Consider the following 22,297-nt stretch of genomic DNA (forward strand, 5'->3'; position numbering starts at 1 on the left):
GTACCTTTGAAAATGAAGTAGGCCAGACATCATTGCCCTGCTACCGGATAGAACAACAAAACTGCAAACAATATATGCACACCCTACTGTGGATTGCCATCGGCGCGACTGAAATATGCGTGATGCTGTTTATTGTAGCCGCAGCCGTGCTCGCCGCCGTCATACGTCCGGCTACGGCATCGCCGGTCATGACATACCTATACGCATGCGACATATTTTCTACAACAGACAGCAGCGACATGCACGTACAGCCAGAGGTAAGTCTTGAGGTACTCGATGACATGAGAGTAGTAGTGTCACGCAAAGGATTTGGCCGCACTATTACCGATACCGGGGCCGTAAGCCTTGCTGTAAATATAAAAGGAACCGACATTTCCATAGAAGAGCGCATAACTCCAGGCTCCGGAGCCATACTTGAAGAACCGGTAAAAGCTATAGCTTATCTTGACTGCCTGCGTCCGTCGGGTCGTCCACTTCATATCCACTACCGTAGCCAGTCGCTCAGCCGTGAGGCAGCTATGTCGCTCGCAATAGTGCCGGGAGTAGTCATGACGCGTATTCTTGCCCAATAATCCCATTATTGCTATATTTGCAACTCAGAAGTCATCGTAAGAAAAAGCCAGGATGGCTCATCGGTTAAACGATTAATAGAAGAAGATATGGAAAAAACATGGCGCTGGTTTGGTCCTAATGACCCCATTACCCTCGAAATGCTACGACAGATTGGAGTAGAGGGTATTGTAACAGCATTACACAGTGTGCCGCTCGGACAGGTATGGAGCCGCGAGGCCATACGTGAAATGCGTGAATTTATTGAAAGTCGCGGACTGCGATGGAGCGTTGTAGAGTCTTTGCCCGTCACCGAGACCATCAAATACGGAGGGCCTGACCGCGACCTACAGATAGAAATCTATAAGGAGAGTTTGCGCAATCTCGGCAAGGAGGGTGTGCGCACTGTGTGCTACAATTTTATGCCTATACTCGACTGGGCGCGTACCGATCTGGAGTACCCTAATCCCGACGGCACCTCAAATCTCTATTTTAACAATGCCGAGTTCGCATATTTCGACATAAATATACTGCAACGCGAAGGCGCTCGCAATGACTACCCTACCGATGTAATAAATCGCATGGAGGCTATGGGCCGCCTAACTCCCGAAAAAGAGCAACAGCTTATCGAAAATATAATAATCAAGACCCAGGGATTTGTAAGCGGCAACTTTTCGGAGGCCGACTTCGACCCCGTCGGCAAATTCCGCGATTTGCTGAAACTCTATGAGGGCATCGACAAGGAGCATCTGCGTGCCAACATGAAGTATTTCCTCGAAGCTATAATGCCCGTATGCGACGAATATGGCATCAACATGTGTGTGCATCCCGACGACCCCCCCAAGCCTGTGCTCGGACTGCCTCGCATAGTGACATGCGATGAGGATATCCGCTGGCTTCTTGATGCTGTGCCCGACCGTCACAACGGCCTTACTTTCTGTGCAGGCTCGCTCTCGGCCGGAATACACAACGATGTATGCCTTCTTGCGGAGAAATACGCCGGTCGTACCCACTTCGCCCATTTCCGCATATGCCAGGTAATGCCCGACGGCGACTTCAAGGAATCATCCCATCTCGACCCGCGCCTGATTGAGGTAATACGCACATTCAGCCGCCTGAATCCCGACGTACCCATGCGCGTCGACCACGCGCCGCTCATGCTTGGCGATGAAAAGATGGGCTACAATGCAGGATATTCATTCCATGGACGCATGCTTGCCCTTGGCATGATAAGCGGTATCATGGCTACAATCGACACTGAAAATCAAAAATCATGACAAATCTGTTTGACATAAAGGGCAACGTCACTGTAATCACAGGAGGCACAGGTGTGCTTGGACGCGCTATCGCCCGATATCTCGCCCTCAACGGCGCATATGTGATAATACTTGGCCGCAAAGAAAGCACAGGAGCTGAAATAGTGGCTGATACCCGTGAGGCCATAGCCGCAGAAAAAGCCTCAGGAAGCATCGAGTTCCTTAAGACCGATGTAATGGAGCGCGAAGTCCTTGAAAATAACCTCCAATATATCATAGAGAACTACGGACGTGTCGACACACTGCTCAATGCAGCCGGAGGCAATATGCCCGGAGCGGTAATAAACCCCGACAAGACTTTTTTCGATCTTGACCCTTCGCAATTCCGGAGAGTGCTCGACCTCAACCTTACCGGCACGGTAATCCCGACACAGGTATTCCTTAAGCCCATGGTAGAGCAGAGCAAAGGAGTCATCATCAACTTCTCGTCAATGGCCGCATTCCGTCCGCTGACCCGAGTATGCGGATATGCGGCAGCCAAGGCCGGTATTTCCAATTTCACAGCCTATCTTGCCACCGAATGCGCAAAAAAATTCGGCGAAGGGATACGCGTCAATGCGATAGCGCCGGGATTCTTCATCACAGAGCAGAACCGGTCGCTACTTACCAATCCCGACGGAAGCTATACAGAGCGCGGACGCGACGTTATACGCCAGACACCATTCGGGCGCATGGGAGAAGCTGAAGAGCTATGCGGCACAATCCACTATCTCATGTCGGAGGCCTCGCGGTTCGTCACCGGCACAGTTGCCATCGTGGATGGAGGATTCAATGCCTTCGCCATGTGATGATATTTGCAAACTTAGCATCTTTTGTCGGAAACATAGTGTTTAACCATGGTACAAGATTATTTAAACGGGGAATGACGTCCGGAAATATTTTCGTGAGAAAATTTCTTCCAAAATTTTTAAACTCTCGGCAAAAGATGCTAACTTTGCAAAACCTTTCGGGGCGTAGCGCAGTCCGGTAGCGCACCTGGTTTGGGACCAGGTGGTCGCAGGTTCGAATCCTGTCACCCCGACAGTATTACAAAAACGGTGCAATCTGTTGGATTGCACCGTTTTTGCATTTCGGTATTTTTCATTATTTTTGCGGCCATGAACGAGAGCAAAAGGCTGCCACGTGTGCTGGTGGTAAACAAATTCTATTACCGCAGGGGAGGCGACTGCGTATATACGCTCAATCTTGAGCATATGCTCCGTAGCGCCGGACATGAGGTCGCGGTGTTCGCGATGCGCTATCCGCTTAACGAATCCGCCGACTGGGAGGACTATTTCCCTACAGAAGTATCATTTTCAGGCAGTCTTACTCAGAAATTGAGAGCAGTACGCCGTATGCTCGGCTCCGACGATGTGGCAAGCTGTTTCACAGCGCTGCTCAATGATTTTCGGCCTGAGATAGTTCATCTCAGCAACATACATTCATACCTGTCGCCGGCACTTGCATCAATCGCCCATGCCCTAGGGATAAAGGTAGTGTGGACTCTCCACGACTACAAACTGCTATGCCCCTCCTACAGCAGACTTTCAGGAGGCAAAGTATGCGACCGCTGCCACTCGTCACGCTTCAAGACATGTGTACTCCATACCCGATGCATGAAATCCTCGGGGGTGGCAAGCATTTTGGCATGGATTGAGTCATTGCGCTGGCGCCGACGTATGCTGAGCCGTGATACTGACGCTTTTATATGCCCAAGCGCATTCATGGCCCACGAAATGGAATTGGGAAAATATCCGGTAGAAAAACTATACACTCTCAACAACTTTATCCCCGCCATACCGGCTCCCCCCACCGGACAACGTGGAAAATACTACTGCTATGTCGGACGCCTGTCGGAAGAGAAAGGTGTGGAAACGCTGCTCGAAGCCGCGACAATGCTGCAACATGAACTCCGCATAGCCGGGAGCGGACCGCTTTATGGCAAACTAAAAGCCAAGTACGACAGCTGGCCGCAAATCACTTTCCTCGGACAACTCGACAGTGACGGTGTGGCAAAACTGCTCGGGGAAGCCGCGTGCTCGGTGCTCCCGTCAGAATGGTATGAAAACAATCCGCTGGGCATAATCGAGTCATTATGCGCAGGTACCCCGGTAGTGGGAGCCGAAATCGGCGGAATACCCGAACTGATTGACGACAACAACGGCCTGACCTTCACCCCGGGGGATTCCAAGGCACTGGCGGCGGCAATAGACGCAGCAGTGTATGGTCCCTGGAATCATGAACAGATACGTCGCGACGCCATATCACGGTTCAACCCCGAGACCTATTACGCACGCCTCCTCTCCATATATAAATCCATACTGTAAATTCACTCTCCAACTACAAAAATAAAAAATATGTTTTCCGGAATAGTAGAAGAAGCCGCCAAAGTAGTGGCGGTAAAACGCGATGGCGGCAACGTACATCTTACCCTTGAATGTTCCTTTACCGACGAACTGCGTATCGACCAGTCGGTGTCGCACAATGGTGTGTGTCTTACCGTTGTAGCTCTACCCGGCGACGGCACATACACTGTCACAGCCATACAGGAGACACTCGAACGAAGCAATCTCGGCGACCTCCGGGAAGGCGACCTGGTAAATGTGGAGCGCTCAATGGTGATGAACGGACGTCTCGACGGACATATCGTACAAGGCCATGTAGACTGCACCGCAATATGCGCCGAACTGCGCGAAGTCGATGGCAGCACCTACTTCCGTTTCGACTACAATGTAGCGCCCGAGATGGCCCGTCGCGGATATGTGACAGTAGAGAAAGGCTCGGTGACAGTAAACGGAGTAAGCCTTACCGTATGCAACTCGCAGATTGACTCGTTTGAGGTAGCCATAATACCCTACACCATGGAGCATACCAATTTCTGCCGTATAAAGAAAGGAACCCGAGTAAATCTCGAATTCGACATAATAGGCAAATACCTAAGCCGACTGATGGAAGTAAAAGACAATTGACAGATTGCAATATGACAACACATAAAGGTATAGCGGTATATTGCGCATCGTCCGACAGGCTTGCCAAGGCCTACTACGACTGCGCGCGCGAGGTGGGAAGACAGCTCGCTCTGCGCGGTGTGCCGGTAATCAACGGCGGAGGCCGCATGGGACTAATGGCGGCTACAACCGAAGGTGCCATTGAGGCCGGAGGCACATCAATAGGCGTGTTGCCATCGTTCATGCTCGACCGCGGATGGAATCATCCGGCCCTTACTGAAACAATCCGCACAGCCGACATGCACGAACGCAAGCATACCATGGCCCGCATGTCGCGCGGAGCAATCGCACTGCCTGGAGGTATCGGCACATTTGAAGAGATGTTCGAAATAATCACATGGCGCCAGCTCGAATTATATACAGGCCCCATGGTGATATGCAACGTCATGGGATTCTACGACAAGTTGCTCGAGTTCCTGGCGCATGTGGATGAAGAGCATTTCATGCGCCCCGGCGCTCCGGCCCGACTCTGGCGTGTGGCCTCATCGGCAGAAGAAGCTGTAGATATGGCTCTCGCTCCTGCCGATATAATCACCGACGACTATACACAAGGAAAATTCTGACCATACGATGCAATTCCAGCAGTACTCCCATCCGGACGACGCGCCCACCGAACTGTGGATAAGCGGACTTACGCAAGACAGCGTAGGATACACTACCGGACTTGCCGCCACAGACCGTCCGGAACTGCCGGGATACAACTCCGGAGTACTTTGCATGGTGATAGCGATGATGCTGCTCGTAATATTCAACGCTCGCCATTACGGACGATTCTTCAGGCGCCTTGTGAAAAATGTATGGAGCATACGCGTACGAACCAATCTGTTTGACGAGCATACTGTCAACGAGACCCGCATAATGATAGCCTTGATTGTGCAGGTATGTGTGTGCGAATCTCTGCTCGGAGTCACATGGATGACCAGTCACGGATACACATTTACCTCCGGAGGGTTGGCTGCTGCTGCTGCAATAGGCACACTCATCACGTGCCTTTACTATGTAGCACAGATTGTCGTATACAGAATAGTCGGCTATGCATTCACATCGCGTCTGCTGTGCATACAGTGGATTCAGGGCTTCAACTCCACCCAGACCCTTTTGGGCTTCGCCCTGCTCGTGCCTACCCTTATATCTCTTTTCTATCCGTCGGCATCTGAAGGTCTTATTACCGTATCGGTGTGCCTATACATCCTGGCCCGGATTGTGTTTATCTGCAAAGGTTTTAGGATTTTTTACCACAATTTCTTCTCATTGACATATTTTATTTTGTACCTTTGCAGCGTGGAAATTATTCCTTTGATTTTAGTATACAGAGGGATATCTTCTATTTGTTGTAATTTTCTGAGTTAAAGTCTCCTAACATAGTGAAAGTAAAGAAAGTACTGGTGTCGCAGCCAAAGCCTGCCTCTGAAAAATCCCCTTATTACGAGATCGCGGAGAAATATGGTGTGGAAATCGAATTCCGTCCATTCATCAAGGTTGAGGGACTTACGGCGAAGGAATTTCGCCAGTCGCGCATAAATCTGTCAGACTTTACTGCAGTCATATTCACAGCCCGCACGGCTGTTGATCATTTCTTCCGTCTATGTGAAGAGATGCGTTACAGTGTACCCGACACACTGAAGTATTTCTGCACAACCGAGGCCATTGCCAATTATCTGCAAAAGTATATCGTATACCGCAAGCGTAAGATTTTCTTCGTGACTACCGGTAAACTCGACGACCTGTTGCCATCGCTTCTCAAGCATAATAAAGAGCGTTATCTCTATGCAGTCAGCGATGTACACAATGATGCAGCCAACATCCTCGACCGCAACAACATCAACTATACCAAGGCCGTGATGTACCGCACTGTAAGCAACGACTTTCAGCCCGGCGAGCCATTTGACTACGATATGCTCCTGTTCTTCAGCCCGATGGGTATTGACTCACTGCTCAAGAACTTCCCGGAATTCCATCAGAACGACATACAGATAGGCTGCTTCGGAGCAACAACAGCCCAGGCTGTACGTAACGCCGGTCTGCGTCTGGACATGGAAGCCCCCACACAGAAAGCTCCGTCAATGACCGCCGCTCTCGATGCATTTCTGAAAGAGCACAATTAAACTATATCGTCCAGCGATATGGTAAATATATCACAGCACACTTTTCGACTGTACAAGCGCGAGAAGCTCTGCTCGGACACAGCCATCGACCTGCTCTTTTCCCGTCAAGGAGGAGGGCAGGCCGCGCTGTTTTTTCCCCTGCGCGTTGTATGGCGCCACAATCAGGCACGCAGCGGTGGAGCACAGTTTATGATAAGCGTGCCCAAAAAGCGCCTTCGCCACGCCGTGGACCGCGTTGCCATGAGAAGGCTCATCCGCGAGGCCTATCGTCTCAATCGTCGGCATCTCGGCGAAGCCATTGACATGCCCGTAGACATAGCCTTTGCATATGTGGCCGACAGACATACCGACTTCCGCCGAGTGAGCCACGCGATGATAAAGAGCCTTAGACGCATTGCCAAATCGGTACTTCCGGACGGTTATGACTCAGAAACAGACAACAGCACTCGCGACAAGGTGCAGTAATAGTAGCAACCCCATACCCTCCCGTATGATAAAGCGATTGACAGTCCGGTTGCTGATATTACCGATACAATTTTACCGCGCGGCCATCTCCCCACATTTCCCTCCGTCGTGCCGCTTCACCCCGACATGCAGCCAATATGCCATTGAGGCCATACAACGCCACGGCCCACTGCGCGGCATGTGGCTCACACTACGACGGCTGTCGAGATGCCATCCATGGGGAGGGAGCGGATATGATCCGGTACCTTAAAAAGCATGTTTGACTTCCATACACACAATCCCGATGCCATCGACGCTATGATAAACGCAGAACCGGGATTCATACCTCGACAAGGAGCAATATACTCGGTAGGAATACATCCATGGAACTGCGCCAATGTAACTGACATGGAACTGCGACGGCTGGATGCCGACGCACGGCTCGACTGCGTAAAGGCAATAGGTGAGACCGGTCTCGATAAACTTCGCGGCGCGCCAATCGAACGACAGACAGAACTGCTGATACACCACATAGCCCTCAGCGAGGAACTACACAAACCCCTTGTATTGCACATAGTGAGGGCATTCCCTGAAATCATAGCGCTCAAACACAGGTTTAAGCCTCGGAAGCCATGGATAATCCACGGCTTCCGAGGCAAACCTCAACAAGCTGCCGAACTGTTGCGCCACGGATTCTACCTCTCATTAGGCAAACATTTCAATCAAGAATCAGCTAAAATCATACCATCAGAAAGATTGCTGGCAGAGACTGATGACTCCGATATGGATATAACCGAGATTGCAGCCATGCTCCCTACCCTCGATCCGGCACTCCCTTCAAAAATTCTCAGCTTAAAAATTTCATAGAAATTTAGTATATTTGCGTTCAAGTGTAAATTACAATCGTCATGGAGAAAGAAAATCCCTCAAAAGTATATTTCTGTTCGCGAATCAATGCTGAAAATCTTGTCAAGGCATATCAGGCTCTCGGACGCGAGGCTAAAGGTCGTGTGGCAATAAAACTCTCGACCGGAGAAGCCGGCAACCCCAACCATCTAAGCACCGATGTGATAAAACAGCTGGTACAGCTTACAAAGGGCACTATAGTGGAATGCAACACAGCTTACGAGGGACGCCGCAACACTGTCGCCGAACATATGCAGACAGCCGCCGAACATGGTTTCACTGCTATAGCCGACGTAGATATAATGGATGCAGAGGGCGATATCGAGCTTCCTGTAAGAAACGGACGCCATCTGAATCGCAACTATGTAGGAAAAAACTGGGAAAATTACGACTTCACAATCGTGCTGTCGCACTTCAAGGGACATCCTATGGCAGGATTCGGCGGTGCGCTCAAGAATGTGGCTATCGGCATGGCGTCGTCGCGCGGCAAGGCATGGATACATACAGCAGGCCGCTCACTGGATGTGCCTGTCGATTGGGAGAATGTGCCCTCTCAGGAAGACTTCCTCGAATCAATGGCTGAAGCCTGCGAGTCGGTATTCGACAAGGCAGGAGACCGGATACTATACATTAACGTAGCCAACAACCTGTCGGTCGACTGCGACTGCGTGGCCGAACCGGAAACCATACACATGGAGGATATCGGCATACTCGCCTCGCTCGACCCTGTAGCGCTCGACCGTGCGAGCATCGACATGGTGTACAACTCGCCGGACCCGGGAAAATCCCACCTCATCGAACGTATCGAATCGCGCTGCGGCACCCATCTACTCGACTATGCAGAGCAGATGGGACTCGGCTCGCAGAAATATGTAATCGAGAATATCGAGTTCTGATGCGTGTGGCCATAGAAAAAGCCAAAGAAGCACAGGTAGTAATTATGTGCGGAGTAAGCGGTTCGGGAAAGACGTTTTTCGCCCGCAGGCTTGAACAAGCAGGGTTCTGCCGCATTTCATCCGACGACATCGTATGGAATAAATATGGCAGTGACTTCACACATTTCCCACTCCAACGACAGAAAGAAATATTCATGGAGGCTCAACATGAGCTGGCCCAACAGATGATATCGCTTATTGACATCGGTAAGAAAGTAGTTGTCGACTCAACCATGTGCCGCCGTGCAAAGCGCGACCAAATGCGGGCCCTATGCATCAGCAAAGGGATACAGCCGGTCATAGTCTATATGTCGGCCCCGCTGCACATACTCAAAGAAAGACTATCGGAGCGCAAAGACACAGGCCCTGATGACCTGATAGTAGACGAGAAGAATCTCTACCGGTTCTACACCAATTTCGAGATACCATATATTGATGAAAATGCAATCATATGCAATTCCATCTGACAAAAAGCAAACCGCCGTAGCATCTATCGCGATGCTACGGCGGATATGTTGTTGATAAGTACCTTTTTACAGAGCTATCTCCGGATGAAATCAGAAGTTATAGCCCAGCGATATATTAAAGTTGCTGTTCTTTATCGAAGCATTCTCCCATTCCTTCTTATCTGCGATGTTGACAAGACCGAACTGATAGTTCATGCCAAGATATACCTTATGGAAAGTATATCCGAGACCTACGCCCAGACCGAAATCAAAACGCTTTAAGCCGGCCTTATAGTCATCCTCGTCAGAAACGCCAAAAAGATCTATATCAGTATTTCCTTCGTTATCCTCATATTTCATTTTGCCGTTTACACCATAAGCGAAATAGGGACCAAAGTTAATCTGAAGCTGCGACTCTTCCGCGAAGTTAAGACGATAAGAAGCATATACAGGGAGTTCAAGATAACCGGCGGTCATAGTGGTCTTGGCAGTATAGCCATCTTCAGTGACCTCCTCCTTGGCGCCCTTCACGGTGTAGAACAGACCTGTATTGATATAGAAAGAACGTACGATGGGAAACTCTACAGCCAGACCGGCACTGAATCCCACCTTTGAACCGAGGTCGGAGTCATCAATCTTATCAACAGAGTAAGTAGAGACATTCAGGCCTACACGCGGACCGATGACAATGCTCTGTTCAACTTCGTCAGTATCCCAGAATGAAAATTCAGACGAATCGGAAGCACGCTGTGCCGAAAGGCCGAGAGCTGATACTACTGCCAGAGCAGTCAGAAATAATTTTTTCATTGCAAAAATAAATTATGGTTAATAACTGGTGGTTAGGTGTTGTATCAAAGGTCGAATGACATTTTCCATACGTTGAATATGCGGTTGGCCGAGCCGCGCTGGGAAAGGAAATAGATATACTTTCCGTCGGGCGACCATATTGCCGACATATCGTTGCCGGGATGATAAGTAAGCTGGGTAAGATTAGTACCGTCAGTACGCACTACAAAAATGTCGGTATTTATTGCCTTATCCTTTTCCGATACACTTGTACCTGTCACCAGTAGCCATTTGCCGTCAGGTGAAAGCTGCGGAGTGGTGAAGCTGCGTCCGGGTTGCGACAATATTATCTCCTCTACACCGGTCTCAAAATTGATACGCCATATCTCGCTCTCCTTCTGGTCGGTGAAACGTGCGCAATATATCTCATTATCCTTTCCGGGAATCAACACCGGTGTCATGCCACGAGAATAGTTGGAAAAAAGGTTGGTCTTGCGGTCATAGCTCCATATGCTGTATGACTGAAATCCCTCTCCACGGTGGAAGAAAATGGTATTTCCATCGCGGGAAAGAACACCTCCATAGTCATTGTCATTACCTCCTGAAATCTGTTTAACCACCGATCCCTGCTCGGCATTAACAAGATATATGCCGTGATGTCCGTTGCGTACTTCAGTAAAACACAGAGTAGTACCGTCGGGACTCCAGCTGAAGTCCTCGACAGCTGTACGGAATGTGCGCTGCACGCTTGCACCGCCCTTCTTGGCATTCTTCACCATAATATTCTGAGTACCATTTTTGAGATTGATATAAGCTATCTTCTGTCCGTCGGGCGATATGGCTATCTGCGGGTTTACCCACCAGTCTACCCCCGAGGCTTTCTTCTTGCCGAATATGCCCGTACGATTGTTGACAGTATACAACACACAATCGGCATCGTCGGTAATACGCTCAAAATTAACACCTCCCTCTTCAGGTACATTTACGACAGAGTAGTCAAACTTTATCTTTTTAGCCTCTGCATTTACTGCCAGAAGCGAAATTGTAAGGATGGCTGCGAAAATTTTATTCATTGAAATGTTGTAAATAATGAACTGGTTTATATAATTGTAAAACAGCTACAAATTTACACATTTGTTAACCAATTACCCCCCCGATTGTTAATAATAATTAAAATATACATTTTGTAATGTTAATCCTTCTCAGGACTTGATAATACACTAAGAACTGCGCGATACACTGTTCGCACAGGATACCGCACAATGCTATATATAAATATATGTACAGATTGTCGGCTATACGTAGCCGAACATGCGGTGCATGGCATCAAAGCGCATCAGCGAGTCACCACCGTGGCGCGCCAGGGCTGCCCTCGCTTTGGCTACAGTGCGCTTCTCCATGGCGCCCGATTTAGAATAGAATTTGTCGGCATAGCATACGAGTTTCTCAAGTATTGACTCGGGCATATAGTCGCATTCCGGAAGCGGCAGCTGCTGCTGGACTATATCTTCCGCAGTGAGTCCTGTGCCGGTATGGGTTTCGGCCACACGTGCCCATTCCTCGGGAGCGCCCTCTTCGCGCAACATCCCTGCACCGATTATGCCATGTCGTATATAAGGTTCTTCGCCTAAGCAATGTATTCCCGGAGCTTTCGTACGGCAAATGCCTATATCGTGGAGCATAGCCGCACCGCGTACCATATCGGCATCGAGTCCGAGCCGGGCCGCCTCGTTAAGGGCCACAGCCATATCGGCTACCTGGCATGCATGCTTCATATATATTTCCCGCATCAGGGGATTGTCTCCTGATGCGGGATAATATTTGTCGATTATAGCCTGATAATCAGTAGTCATTCAATCACAATCAGTCAATAATAGTATTCCAGCCATGCACGTCGGGCTCTTCGCCGAGCTGTATGGCGCGGAGACGGTTGTAGAGAGCTGTTGTGACAGGCCCGGGCTGTCCGTCCTTGCTTACCACATACTTTATACCTGTGTCGAGGTCGTCGATTTCAGCTACAGGCGATGCTACGGCGGCAGTGCCGCATGCGGCCGCTTCTTCAATTTCAGCGAGCTCTTCTATAGGTATATGGCGCGCCTCTACCTCGATGCCCATATCACGTGCGAGCTGCATGAGGCTCTTGTTGGTAATCGAGGGAAGAATAGACTCTGACGCCGGAGTAATATACTTGCCGTCCTTTATGGCGAAGAAGTTGGCCGGACCACACTCGTCGATATATTTCTTTTCTTTAGGATCAAGATAAAGCACCGCACTGTATCCGAGTGAATGGGCTTTCTCACCCGCCTCAAGACTGGCGGCATAGTTGCCACCTACTTTCCATCGTCCGGTACCCTTGGGAGCCACACGGTCAAATTCGCGCATAACACATATATTGGTGGGCTTAAATCCCTCCTTGAAGTACGGCCCAACCGGAGTAACGAGTATTATGAACATATATTCCTTGGCAGGCTTTACCCCAACCTGTGCCGAGATACCGATTTCAAGCGGACGGATATAAAGCGAGGCACCGCTGCCATACGGGGGCACAAAGCGCTCATTAAGCTTTACCACCTTCTTGACCATCTCGGTAAAAAGCTCTACGGGCACCGGCTCCATCATGATTCCTTTAGCCGATTCTATAATACGCCGGGCATTCTCTTCAAGGCGGAACACACGTATCTTTCCGTCTTTTCCACGGAAAGCCTTCAGACCCTCGAATATCTCCTGCCCGTAGTGGAGGCAGGTAGCTGCAATATGGAGATCGATGGTCTCTGACTGAGATACCTCTATATCACCCCATTTGCCGTCGCGGAAGCAGCAACGTACATTGCAATCGGTAGGAATATAGCCAAATGAAAGATGGCTCCAGTCTAATTCTTTATCCATAACTATTTTATGTTTTAAACAACTGCAGACAGGCTCCACAGTTGAATCAATTACTTTCTACCGCGAATTTACAAAAATATTTCACTTGTCACCCTTTATCAAACTATTTTATTTTATCATTATGTATCAAAATTGGCGAATAGAGATAAAATCGTTAATTTTGCGATTAATTGACAAAACATTACAGTAAAAGCAATATGGCTATCAACTTACTTGAACTCAGCGAACAAGAGATTATACGCCGCGGCTCGCTCGACGAGATGCGCAACCGCGGTATCGATCCCTATCCTGCCGCCCTCTATCCGGTCGACGCATATACCACCGAAATCAAAGAAACATTCAGCGACGACGCTCCACAAAGAGAGGTGTGCGTGGCCGGACGTATCATGAGCCGACGCATCATGGGAAAAGCATCGTTCATGGAACTTCAGGACTCCAGAGGACGCATACAGGTATATATTTCTCGCGATGATTTATGTCCGGGCGAAGACAAGGATCTCTACAACGTAGTGTTCAAGAAACTCCTTGACATAGGCGACTTCGTAGGAGTGAAGGGCTTTGTGTTCCGCACCCAGACCGGCGAGATATCCGTCCATGCCAAGAAGCTCACAGTACTGAGCAAATCGCTGCGCCCGCTACCTATAGTGAAAGTGAAGGACGGTGTCACATACGATGCTTTCGATGACCCCGAACTACGCTATCGCCGCCGTTATGTCGACCTTGTGGTCAACGACGGTGTGAAAGAAATCTTCATCAAGCGCACAAAGGTATTCAACTCCATGCGTCAGTTCTTCAACGAGGCCGGCTACATGGAAGTGGAGACCCCTATACTACAGTCGATCCCCGGCGGAGCGGCAGCCCGTCCATTCATTACCCACCATAATGCTCTCGACATACCCCTGTATCTTCGTATCGCCGACGAGCTATATCTCAAGCGCCTCATTGTAGGTGGATTCGAGGGTGTATACGAGTTCTCCAAGAACTTCCGCAACGAAGGCATGGACCGTACCCACAATCCGGAGTTTACCTGTATGGAAATCTATGTAGCCTACAAGGACTACAACTGGATGATGGACTTCACCGAACGCATGCTTGAGAAGATATGCATGGATGTAAACGGCACCACCGAGGTAAAAGTCGGCGACAACGTAATATCATTCAAGGCACCTTTCAAACGCATCACCATGCGCGACGCTATCCTCGAGCACACAGGATTCGACATCAACGGCAAGAACGAGGAAGAACTGAGAGCGGCTGCCCGCGGCATGGGCATCGAAGTGGATGACACTATGGGCAAGGGCAAGCTCATCGACGAAATGTTTGGCGAGAAATGTGAAGGCTCATATATCCAGCCTACCTTCATCACCGATTATCCCATCGAGATGTCGCCCCTTACCAAGCGCCACCGCGACAATCCCGAACTTACCGAGCGCTTCGAACTCATGGTCAACGGCAAGGAGCTTGCCAACGCCTACTCTGAGCTCAACGACCCCATCGACCAGTATGAACGCTTTGTCGAGCAGATGCGTCTTGCCGAGAAAGGCGATGACGAAGCCATGATTATCGACAAGGACTTCATACGTGCTCTCGAATACGGTATGCCCCCCACCTCAGGCATGGGTATCGGCATGGACCGTCTGGTAATGCTCATGACCGGCCAGACCACAATACAGGAAGTGCTTCTCTTCCCGCAGATGCGCCCCGAAAAAGTAGAAAAACGTGATAATGCTGAAGCATATGCCACGGCAGGCGTACCGGCCGAATGGGTACCGGTATTGCAGAAAGCCGGCGTATATACCGTAGCCCAGCTCGCCACAGCCAATCCGGGGAAACTGTTCCAGGATATCTGCGGTCTCAACAAAAAATTCAAACTCGAACTCAAGAATCCCTCACAGGAGGATGTAAAGAACTGGGTGGTCGCATCTGCGTCGCAAAAGGAAGAGGAGGCTGAATAATGCACTCCAAAGGTATGGATAACAATATGCCACACCCGCTGCCCGGACGGATTGCCGTCATGGGCGGCGGCTCATGGGCAACTGCCCTTGCAAAACTTATCATACGCAATGAAGAGCGTATAATATGGTACATGAGGCGCGACGACCGGATAGAGGAATTCAGACGTATCGGTCATAATCCGGCATATCTGTCGGATGTAGAATTCCCAATCGACCGCATAGACTTCACGAGCGATATAAATGCCGCGGCAAGAGATGCAGACACGTTGCTCATGGCGATGCCTTCCCCATACTTCAAAAGCCATCTTGCAAAGCTCGATACCAACATTTCGGACAAAAATATTGTTATAGCTACAAAGGGGATAATCCCCGATGAAAATCAGCTTGTCACCGACTATCTTGAAGAACGATACAATATCGACCCTTCGAGAATGATTGTCGTGTCCGGTCCGTGCCATGCCGAAGAGGTGGCTCTCGGACGTCTGAGCTACCTTACCGTAGGCTCAGAAAGCAAGGATGCCGCCGAGGCTTTCGCCCGTTGTCTTAATGGCCCGGCGATGCGCACGCTTATATCCGGCGATGTGCGCGGTATCGAATATGGCGGTGTGCTTAAAAACGTTTATGCCATAGCCTCGGGAATAGTCCACGGAATGAAGGCAGGCGACAACTTCCAGGCTATCCTTGTAGCCAATGCAGCAAAAGAGATGGAGCGTTTTATAGACAAGGCTGTGGGCGGCGAACGCTGTATATGCCATTCGGTATATCTCGGCGACCTGCTTGTAACTGCCTATTCAAAATTTTCACGCAACCACAATTTCGGTTCCATGATAGGCCGCGGATGCGCCGTGCGCCGCGCCATGATGGAAATGGAGATGGTAACCGAGGGGTACTATGCAGCCAAATGCATGCATGAGATAAACCTCGTCATCGGAGCCGACATGCCAATACTCGAAGGCGTATACGATATCCTCTATCGCTCTCTGCCGGCAGCAAAGATAATGGAACGCATCAGCCATCATCTTACATAACCACTAACAAGTATACTCATACCTAAACAAATTTTCATATACCTTATGGAAAAAATCAAATTAGACATCAACTCAGTACTGAAGTTTGTCTCAGAAAAGGAAATCCGACAGATTGAATCGGAAGAAGCCACCAAGGCTATCGACATGGTGAAGAACGGTACCGGCGAGGGAAATGACTTCCTCGGATGGTACGATCTTCCTTCTCGTACATCCATGAAAGAACTTGATGAAATCATCGAGGTGGCCAACGACCTCCGCAACTCATGCGAATATGTAGTGTCGGTAGGCATCGGTGGTTCTTATCTGGGAGCAAAAGCCGTAATCGAGGCTCTCAACAATTCATTTGACGCCTATACATCTACTTCTAAGGGTGCTCCCAAAGTACTCTTTGCCGGCCAGAATATAGGCGAGGAATATCTCGCTGAACTGCAGGAATTCCTTAAGGACAAGAAATTCGGTATCATCGTTATATCCAAGTCAGGCACCACTACCGAACCCGCCATAGCTTTCCGTCTGCTCAAGGAGCAGCTTGAGGCCCAGGCAGGCAAGGAAGCCGCCAAAAACCTCATCGTGGCCATCACCGATGCCAAGCGTGGAGCTCTGCGCCAGCTCGCAACAGAAGAGAGCTACCGTACCTTCGTAATCGAGGACAACGTGGGCGGACGTTTCTCAGTACTCACTCCGGTAGGACTTCTCCCCATTGCAGTAGCCGGCTACGATATCAAGAAGCTCGTAAAGGGTGCTGCAGAAATGGAAAAAGAACTTGCCAACGCATCCGACAGCAACATGGCCGAACTCTATGCATCGACCCGCAACGCTCTGTACCGCGCCGGTAAGAAGACAGAGATTCTTGTCAACTATAATCCTAAACTCCACTTCTTCGGAGAATGGTGGAAACAGCTTTATGGAGAAAGCGAAGGCAAGGACCACAAGGGAATCTTCCCCGCAGCTGTCGACTTCTCTACCGACCTCCACTCGATGGGCCAGTGGATACAGGATGGCGAGCGCACTATCTTCGAGACTGTAATTTCCGTTGAAAAGTCAAAATCGGAAAAACTTATCCCCTCTGACGAGGCTAATCTCGACGGTCTCAACTACATCGCCGGCAAGCATGTCGACGATGTAAACAAGATGGCCGAGCTGGGTACACGTATCGCCCATGTGGATGGCGGAGTGCCCAACATGCGTATCATTGTGCCTGAACTCTCCGAAGAGTATCTCGGACAACTTATCTATTTCTTCGAGATATCCTGCGGCATCTCCGGATATCTGCTCGGTGTGAATCCATTCAACCAGCCCGGTGTAGAGGCCTACAAAAAGAATATGTTTGCTCTTCTTGAAAAACCCGGTTATGAGGAAGCCACAAAGGAAATAAAAGCAAAACTCTGATAATCCGGTTTTCAGACAGTATTATCAACACAAATTGTTGATAATCTATATATCCTAAAAATACCTGTGCCATTATCCAAATGGCACAGGTATTTTTTCTATTGCATATATGTGCAGACAGTTGTTGAAAACAATGTTGATAAAGGTTGAGAAATATAAAGGAAGTTTTAATAAGTAGATTTGGAGTTTATGGAATTTTTGTATATAGCTAAAATGTACACTCACCGTCCAAAAGAGTTTCAGCAATTGTATCAGCACTGTTTCAACAGGCATGACATATGTTTTCAAGGTATGAAATCATATATTTTTTTCAACCAATAACGTTATCAACGCAATGTAAATAACATCGACATATATCTAAGTTCTACCATATTACATGTTGATAAAGATGTAAGTTGAGTTGATGGAACATCAATAACTTAATATACAAGCAAATCAACTAAAAGTTATCCTAATTATCAACGTCAATAAACACTACAATATAGAAAAGAGAAAAAATTTTTAATCTTAAATAATAATAGGTTAATGTTGATGATGATAATCTTTGGCTGAACAATCAGGATACTTTTCGGTAAAATTTATTAGCATATATTGTTTTGCTGGTTGGACTAAAATATTTAAATTTACAGGCGAATACTGAGCACTTTTCTTTCTGAATAAGATTGATGTGTAGATGTATTTTTGCCACAAAAGATAGTGGTAAAGACATTTCTGTGAAAAGCGTTTATCAGCGCTGATTCTTGACTCTCTGAGATTCTCGCAAAATTTCTATCAATAGTCAGGGATTGAGCAACGGTAGATGTCCATTAGGTATGTAATATTCTTACATTCGGCATATTGTCTCGTGAGAGGCATACTGTCGGATGCATGGATTACATATATAAGCGTGGGCTTCTTCGTTGCCGTCCGACTATTGATGGGCAATGCGAGAAGCCTCAGGGAGTAGGACGGTAACAGATACAGATTCCTACGCTTTTTTTATAAACCAATCAGAACCAAAGAGGGGAGTCCGGCGGTATTTTTTTAAGAATATGATAAGAAATTTAAGTGGAAAATGTGTCCTGTCGTTTGGACTGATGCTTTCGGCCCATGTCTCTGCCTCGGCTTTTCAGGCAGAGGGTTATGAGTGGGAAATTTTTAATGAGAGTGAAGTAAGATGTGATGGCTTTATCTGGGGTAAAGCACAAAAGATTGCAAACATTCCGGCGTCTGTGACAAATACTTACACACAGAAGACTTATACCAATACATATGTTTATGGTATACACGGTGGTGCGACTGTTGAGGAGATTATTGTGCCTGAGACTGTAAGGCAGTTTGGGGATGGCGCGTTCAGAAGAAATAGTAATTTAAAACGTATAACTTTGCCATCTTTTACTGATATGTCAAGTCTCCCCGATTATATGTTCGAAGAATGTGTTTCATTGACGGAATTGACGACACCCAAGGCTCACTACAAATTCTATAAAGAAGATGGTACCACATATTATAGCTTGGGTATCGGAGAGAAGTTTTGTTATGGATGCACATCATTGACCAAAGTGGTTATTCCGACTGAATGTTTTTATATCAGTTTTGCTGCATTTCAGAAATGTCCTAATTTAAGGCATTTCTATGTCTATTCAATAGAACCACCTTATATTGAGAGTGATGTGTTTTTTTCGGAGGAAGAAATGGCTGTAAGAAGTCGGGCAGACGAGTCGGCTATGACTTTGTATGTTCCGGCCGAGAGTATCGAATTATATAAAAACTCATCCTGGAGCAAATATTTTTCCGAGATTAAGGAAGCTCCTGAATACTCTGGTATTACTGATATCGCTTCAGATATGGATGCAAGCGGGCCATTACATGTGTTTGATCTCTACGGCCGGCAGGTAGGACAAGACATAGACGGTCTTGCCCCCGGGATATACATTATCAGACAAGGCAATAATAGTAAGAAGATTGTGGTGAGATAACAGCTGTAGGTTTTAGTTGATCTTATCTAATACAGCGTACATAGGTTGTCCCTTATGGATGGTTCTAAGCCCCCGTAATTATAGCGAATAATCTTGATCGTACGCTGTATTTTAACTGCTTATTTAGGTACCCAATAAACCATTTCTATACTAAAAACAAATAAATGGAAGAGATAAACCCTAAAGAAACAACCAGGGCATACGCGTTTGAGACGTGGACGAAGGCTCCGATGCCTATGGTCACATTCTTTAAAACGCTTGATGTGTCACGACTTATAAAAGTAAGCCGAAGTAAAGGACTGAAGTTTAATATGCTGATGTGTTGGTGTATCGGTAAGGCGGCAACAAGCATCGAAGAATTCTATGGTTGCCGGCAAACTGGTACGATATGATACAATCGCAGTAAACACCATTGTTGCCAATAAAACTGGTGAAGTAAGTTCGTGCGACATACCGTTCTCTAATGACCTGGCAGTATTCAACACCGACTATCTCAGGCTTACCAGCCAAGTTGCCGAAACTTGTGAGAATCATGATTTGGCAGACAGCATGGTGATAGGCACATCGGCATTGGTGCAATACGACATTGATGGTGCAGTGGGGATGTATAGCGGTATATTCAACAACCCGTTCATGATATGGGGCAAGATACCGTAAAGGCTGGTTTAAGACCACACTGTCAGTGTCATTTCAATTTCACCATACACAGATGGACGGAGCACATGCTGCCCGTTTCCTTGATTTATTGCAAAAGGAAATACACGCACTATAGTTATTTTTCTCTTTCATTTAAAAAAATTTAGTATAGATTAAGCTGAAAAATTGTAAATCAGCAAATTAGAGTTTGTTTAATAATAAATGTTGCCGCCAGGGTCGTATAGCTTGAGTCGATTTTCGACATGTGACGAAGGAGTGTACTTTATGTACATGACTGAGGAATAGGGCTAAAAGCGGCCAAGATATACGAGACAAAAGGTAACTTTATAACCTATACAATCTCTTGGCTGCTTGTAAGGTAAATGCAAAAATATATCAACTATATGAAACAAATTACCTCTCGTCGGCCATTCGCCGGCATATTTCCGCCCGCTCTTCGGTCGTTATGGAGTCCCATAACTCCCTCATCACAAGCGAAAATCTGTCCGACGACTGACCGCCCTGACGGTAACATTTATTATTAAACAAGCTCTTAATGCTTATTTTTCGTATGGCGAAAATAGAGGCGGAGTGGCCGGGAAGGCTCTTCCGCCTCTTAAAAAATTTATTCATATGTTAAAGAAACACCTAAGTCGATGCTTCGGCATCGCTGTGTGTAAAGTTATGAATTATTGCTATAAATACACATCTTAAATGAAAGAGCCGTGCTGCTTCTGTGGCTTTCTGCGATTTACAACATGTCTACATAGGCCAATGGTTTGAGTCTTTGAGGAAATTATATTAACTTTGCAGTTATCAACCATATGTTGATAAACATGCTAAATATCTGATAATCCAATAAAAGAAATGTTGATATCAGGTAGAAACCATGTGGATAACGAATAATATACATATAAGTCATTCTCAATCCTCATCACATATCAGCAGATGAATATAGAAAAAGGCTATGTCGATGCTCCAGTAGAGCCTGGTACCGACCTTGTAGCAGAGATAAAAAGACTCAAGAAAGAGAAGAACGCAGTGATTCTGGCCCACTACTATCAGAAGGGTGAAATACAGGATCTCGCCGACTATATAGGTGACTCTCTGGCTTTGGCTCAGATTGCCTCGCGTCTCGACGAGCCTGTGATAGTACTGTGTGGAGTAAATTTCATGGGCGAAACGGCCAAGATGCTTTGTCCCGACAAGAAGGTGCTTATACCCGACCTGTCGGCAGGATGCTCGCTGGCCGACAGCTGCAAGGCCGATGAATTCAAGGAGTTCATAGAATCCAATCCCGGGCATACGGTAATAAGCTATGTCAACACTTCGGCTGCTGTGAAAAGCCTTACTGATATAGTGGTGACATCATCCAATGCGCGGCAGATTGTAGAGAGTCTTCCTGAAGACACCCCTATCATCTTTGGTCCAGACCGCAACCTCGGCAATTATATCAATTCCATAACCGGACGCTCTATGAAACTGTGGAACGGCGCATGCCATGTTCACGAGCAGTTTTCTGTAGAGAAACTTGTGGAGCTGAAAAAAGAGTATCCAAAGGCTAAGGTGCTTGCTCATCCAGAGTGTCCACGCCAGCTTATAATTCTTGCCGACCATGTAGGATCTACTGCGGCACTTCTTAAATATGCCGTAGAGTCAGATGAAACGGAATTTATAGTAGCCACAGAGAGCGGCATACTCCATGAGATGCGCAAGCGTTGTCCGGATAAGACATTTATCCCTGCCGCTCCCAATGACTCCACATGCGCATGCAATGACTGTGGATATATGAAGCTGAATACTCTTGAAAAGCTGTACAACTGTTTGCGGTATGAACAGCCTGAAGTGAATGTAGATGCCGATACGGCTGCACGTGGCCGCAAGCCTATAGAGAGAATGCTTGAAATAAGCGCTAAGCTCGGACTTTGACACAGATATTGGGCAGAGTGTACTTTTAGAAAATAAAATAAT

Annotated in this window: 22 protein-coding genes, 1 tRNA gene and 1 pseudogene; 20 read left to right on the forward strand and 4 right to left on the reverse strand. The window is 47.7% G+C overall.

Annotated elements, in window-relative coordinates; all coding sequences use genetic code 11:
- The first annotated feature begins 74 nt into the window (after positions 1-74).
- The 14 genes from ADH68_RS05575 to ADH68_RS05640 all read left to right on the forward strand — a co-directional run bounded on the left by ADH68_RS05575 (position 75) and on the right by ADH68_RS05640 (position 9,709).
- The gene (locus ADH68_RS05575) at positions 75-572 is read left to right on the forward strand and encodes a hypothetical protein (protein WP_088294785.1); all 498 of its coding nucleotides are present in this window, start codon (positions 75-77) and stop codon (positions 570-572) included.
- Between the two features lie 87 nt (positions 573-659).
- Entirely contained in the window at positions 660-1,826 is a 1,167-nt protein-coding gene (gene uxuA / locus ADH68_RS05580) for a mannonate dehydratase (protein WP_068961670.1), read from the forward strand.
- Positions 1,823-2,653 (forward strand): SDR family oxidoreductase, encoded by an 831-nt coding sequence (locus ADH68_RS05585; RefSeq protein WP_068961669.1) that lies wholly within the window; start codon positions 1,823-1,825, stop codon positions 2,651-2,653. Before uxuA ends, ADH68_RS05585 begins: the two co-directional genes overlap by 4 nt.
- Positions 2,654-2,812: 159 nt before the next feature.
- Positions 2,813-2,886 (forward strand) — tRNA-Pro (locus tag ADH68_RS05590).
- Positions 2,887-2,962: 76 nt separating this feature from the next.
- A complete protein-coding gene (locus tag ADH68_RS05595; RefSeq protein WP_068961668.1) occupies positions 2,963-4,171 on the forward strand; it encodes a glycosyltransferase in 1,209 nt (402 codons plus the stop codon).
- A gap of 30 nt (positions 4,172-4,201) precedes the next feature.
- Positions 4,202-4,813, forward strand: coding sequence for a riboflavin synthase (locus tag ADH68_RS05600; protein WP_068961667.1), 612 nt, complete (start codon positions 4,202-4,204; stop codon positions 4,811-4,813).
- Between the two features lie 11 nt (positions 4,814-4,824).
- On the forward strand, positions 4,825-5,415 hold the full coding sequence (locus ADH68_RS05605) for an LOG family protein (RefSeq protein ID WP_068961666.1): 591 nt from the start codon (positions 4,825-4,827) through the stop codon (positions 5,413-5,415).
- Positions 5,416-5,422: 7 nt separating this feature from the next.
- On the forward strand, positions 5,423-6,202 hold the full coding sequence (locus tag ADH68_RS05610) for a DUF4271 domain-containing protein (protein WP_068961665.1): 780 nt from the start codon (positions 5,423-5,425) through the stop codon (positions 6,200-6,202).
- A gap of 14 nt (positions 6,203-6,216) precedes the next feature.
- Positions 6,217-6,957, forward strand: a complete 741-nt coding sequence (locus ADH68_RS05615; RefSeq protein WP_068961664.1) for a uroporphyrinogen-III synthase — start codon at positions 6,217-6,219, stop codon at positions 6,955-6,957.
- Between the two features lie 18 nt (positions 6,958-6,975).
- Complete coding sequence (locus ADH68_RS05620) at positions 6,976-7,422, forward strand: ribonuclease P protein component (protein WP_068961663.1); 447 nt, start codon at positions 6,976-6,978, stop codon at positions 7,420-7,422.
- 28 nt (positions 7,423-7,450) lie between these two features.
- Positions 7,451-7,672 (forward strand): membrane protein insertion efficiency factor YidD, encoded by a 222-nt coding sequence (gene yidD, locus ADH68_RS05625; protein ID WP_203415217.1) that lies wholly within the window; start codon positions 7,451-7,453, stop codon positions 7,670-7,672.
- 5 nt (positions 7,673-7,677) lie between these two features.
- The gene (locus ADH68_RS05630) at positions 7,678-8,268 is read left to right on the forward strand and encodes a TatD family hydrolase (protein WP_068961662.1); all 591 of its coding nucleotides are present in this window, start codon (positions 7,678-7,680) and stop codon (positions 8,266-8,268) included.
- Positions 8,269-8,309: 41 nt separating this feature from the next.
- On the forward strand, positions 8,310-9,203 hold the full coding sequence (locus tag ADH68_RS05635; RefSeq protein WP_068961661.1) for a DUF362 domain-containing protein: 894 nt from the start codon (positions 8,310-8,312) through the stop codon (positions 9,201-9,203).
- A gap of 5 nt (positions 9,204-9,208) precedes the next feature.
- Entirely contained in the window at positions 9,209-9,709 is a 501-nt protein-coding gene (locus tag ADH68_RS05640) for an AAA family ATPase (protein ID WP_157755872.1), read from the forward strand.
- 90 nt (positions 9,710-9,799) lie between these two features.
- On the opposite strand, the gene ADH68_RS05645 is transcribed toward ADH68_RS05640, so the two are convergent.
- From ADH68_RS05645 to ADH68_RS05660, 4 genes are all read right to left on the reverse strand, one after another.
- A complete protein-coding gene (locus ADH68_RS05645) occupies positions 9,800-10,495 on the reverse strand; it encodes a porin family protein (RefSeq protein ID WP_068961659.1) in 696 nt (231 codons plus the stop codon).
- A 44-nt stretch (positions 10,496-10,539) separates the two neighbouring features.
- A complete protein-coding gene (locus tag ADH68_RS05650; RefSeq protein WP_068961658.1) occupies positions 10,540-11,547 on the reverse strand; it encodes a PD40 domain-containing protein in 1,008 nt (335 codons plus the stop codon).
- Between the two features lie 222 nt (positions 11,548-11,769).
- Positions 11,770-12,327: an HDIG domain-containing metalloprotein gene (locus ADH68_RS05655; protein ID WP_068961657.1), complete on the reverse strand. Its 558-nt coding sequence runs from the start codon at positions 12,325-12,327 to the stop codon at positions 11,770-11,772.
- Between the two features lie 10 nt (positions 12,328-12,337).
- Positions 12,338-13,360 carry a branched-chain amino acid aminotransferase gene (locus ADH68_RS05660; protein ID WP_068961656.1) on the reverse strand — a complete coding sequence of 341 codons (1,023 nt, stop codon included), beginning with the start codon at positions 13,358-13,360 and terminating at the stop codon, positions 12,338-12,340.
- 203 nt (positions 13,361-13,563) lie between these two features.
- On the opposite strand from ADH68_RS05660, the gene lysS reads away from it, so the two are divergent.
- The 6 genes and pseudogenes from lysS (at position 13,564) to nadA (ending at position 22,255) form a co-directional block, all read left to right on the forward strand.
- Complete coding sequence (gene lysS / locus ADH68_RS05665; protein WP_068962158.1) at positions 13,564-15,315, forward strand: lysine--tRNA ligase; 1,752 nt, start codon at positions 13,564-13,566, stop codon at positions 15,313-15,315.
- A 14-nt stretch (positions 15,316-15,329) separates the two neighbouring features.
- Positions 15,330-16,343 carry an NAD(P)H-dependent glycerol-3-phosphate dehydrogenase gene (locus ADH68_RS05670; protein WP_232321398.1) on the forward strand — a complete coding sequence of 338 codons (1,014 nt, stop codon included), beginning with the start codon at positions 15,330-15,332 and terminating at the stop codon, positions 16,341-16,343.
- Between the two features lie 45 nt (positions 16,344-16,388).
- Positions 16,389-17,732, forward strand: a complete 1,344-nt coding sequence (locus tag ADH68_RS05675) for a glucose-6-phosphate isomerase (RefSeq protein WP_068961655.1) — start codon at positions 16,389-16,391, stop codon at positions 17,730-17,732.
- Positions 17,733-18,763: 1,031 nt separating this feature from the next.
- Positions 18,764-19,690 (forward strand): leucine-rich repeat domain-containing protein, encoded by a 927-nt coding sequence (locus ADH68_RS05680; RefSeq protein ID WP_161953071.1) that lies wholly within the window; start codon positions 18,764-18,766, stop codon positions 19,688-19,690.
- Between the two features lie 164 nt (positions 19,691-19,854).
- A pseudogene (locus ADH68_RS05685) lies at positions 19,855-20,462 on the forward strand (CatA-like O-acetyltransferase, family 2).
- An 812-nt stretch (positions 20,463-21,274) separates the two neighbouring features.
- The gene (gene nadA, locus ADH68_RS05695; protein WP_068961652.1) at positions 21,275-22,255 is read left to right on the forward strand and encodes a quinolinate synthase NadA; all 981 of its coding nucleotides are present in this window, start codon (positions 21,275-21,277) and stop codon (positions 22,253-22,255) included.
- Positions 22,256-22,297 lie beyond the last annotated feature (42 nt).

Origin of the sequence: Muribaculum intestinale (assembly GCF_002201515.1) — a bacterium.
GTDB lineage: Bacteria > Bacteroidota > Bacteroidia > Bacteroidales > Muribaculaceae > Muribaculum > Muribaculum intestinale.

Excerpts from the sequence above, each read along its gene's own strand:
- ADH68_RS05595 (WP_068961668.1), top strand. The coding sequence starts at position 2,963 with ATGAACGAGAGCAAAAGGCTGCCACGTGTGCTGGTGGTAAACAAATTC.
- ADH68_RS05660 (WP_068961656.1), bottom strand. The coding sequence starts at position 13,360 with ATGGATAAAGAATTAGACTGGAGCCATCTTTCATTTGGCTATATTCCT.
- ADH68_RS05585 (WP_068961669.1), top strand. The coding sequence starts at position 1,823 with ATGACAAATCTGTTTGACATAAAGGGCAACGTCACTGTAATCACAGGA.
- ADH68_RS05605 (WP_068961666.1), top strand. The coding sequence starts at position 4,825 with ATGACAACACATAAAGGTATAGCGGTATATTGCGCATCGTCCGACAGG.
- ADH68_RS05680 (WP_161953071.1), top strand. The coding sequence starts at position 18,764 with ATGATAAGAAATTTAAGTGGAAAATGTGTCCTGTCGTTTGGACTGATG.
- ADH68_RS05675 (WP_068961655.1), top strand. The coding sequence starts at position 16,389 with ATGGAAAAAATCAAATTAGACATCAACTCAGTACTGAAGTTTGTCTCA.
- ADH68_RS05620 (WP_068961663.1), top strand. The coding sequence starts at position 6,976 with ATGGTAAATATATCACAGCACACTTTTCGACTGTACAAGCGCGAGAAG.
- ADH68_RS05670 (WP_232321398.1), top strand. The coding sequence starts at position 15,330 with ATGGATAACAATATGCCACACCCGCTGCCCGGACGGATTGCCGTCATG.
- ADH68_RS05575 (WP_088294785.1), top strand. The coding sequence starts at position 75 with ATGCACACCCTACTGTGGATTGCCATCGGCGCGACTGAAATATGCGTG.
- ADH68_RS05600 (WP_068961667.1), top strand. The coding sequence starts at position 4,202 with ATGTTTTCCGGAATAGTAGAAGAAGCCGCCAAAGTAGTGGCGGTAAAA.
- ADH68_RS05610 (WP_068961665.1), top strand. The coding sequence starts at position 5,423 with ATGCAATTCCAGCAGTACTCCCATCCGGACGACGCGCCCACCGAACTG.
- ADH68_RS05650 (WP_068961658.1), bottom strand. The coding sequence starts at position 11,547 with ATGAATAAAATTTTCGCAGCCATCCTTACAATTTCGCTTCTGGCAGTA.
- uxuA (WP_068961670.1), top strand. The coding sequence starts at position 660 with ATGGAAAAAACATGGCGCTGGTTTGGTCCTAATGACCCCATTACCCTC.
- ADH68_RS05655 (WP_068961657.1), bottom strand. The coding sequence starts at position 12,327 with ATGACTACTGATTATCAGGCTATAATCGACAAATATTATCCCGCATCA.
- ADH68_RS05645 (WP_068961659.1), bottom strand. The coding sequence starts at position 10,495 with ATGAAAAAATTATTTCTGACTGCTCTGGCAGTAGTATCAGCTCTCGGC.
- ADH68_RS05630 (WP_068961662.1), top strand. The coding sequence starts at position 7,678 with ATGTTTGACTTCCATACACACAATCCCGATGCCATCGACGCTATGATA.
- nadA (WP_068961652.1), top strand. The coding sequence starts at position 21,275 with ATGAATATAGAAAAAGGCTATGTCGATGCTCCAGTAGAGCCTGGTACC.
- ADH68_RS05635 (WP_068961661.1), top strand. The coding sequence starts at position 8,310 with ATGGAGAAAGAAAATCCCTCAAAAGTATATTTCTGTTCGCGAATCAAT.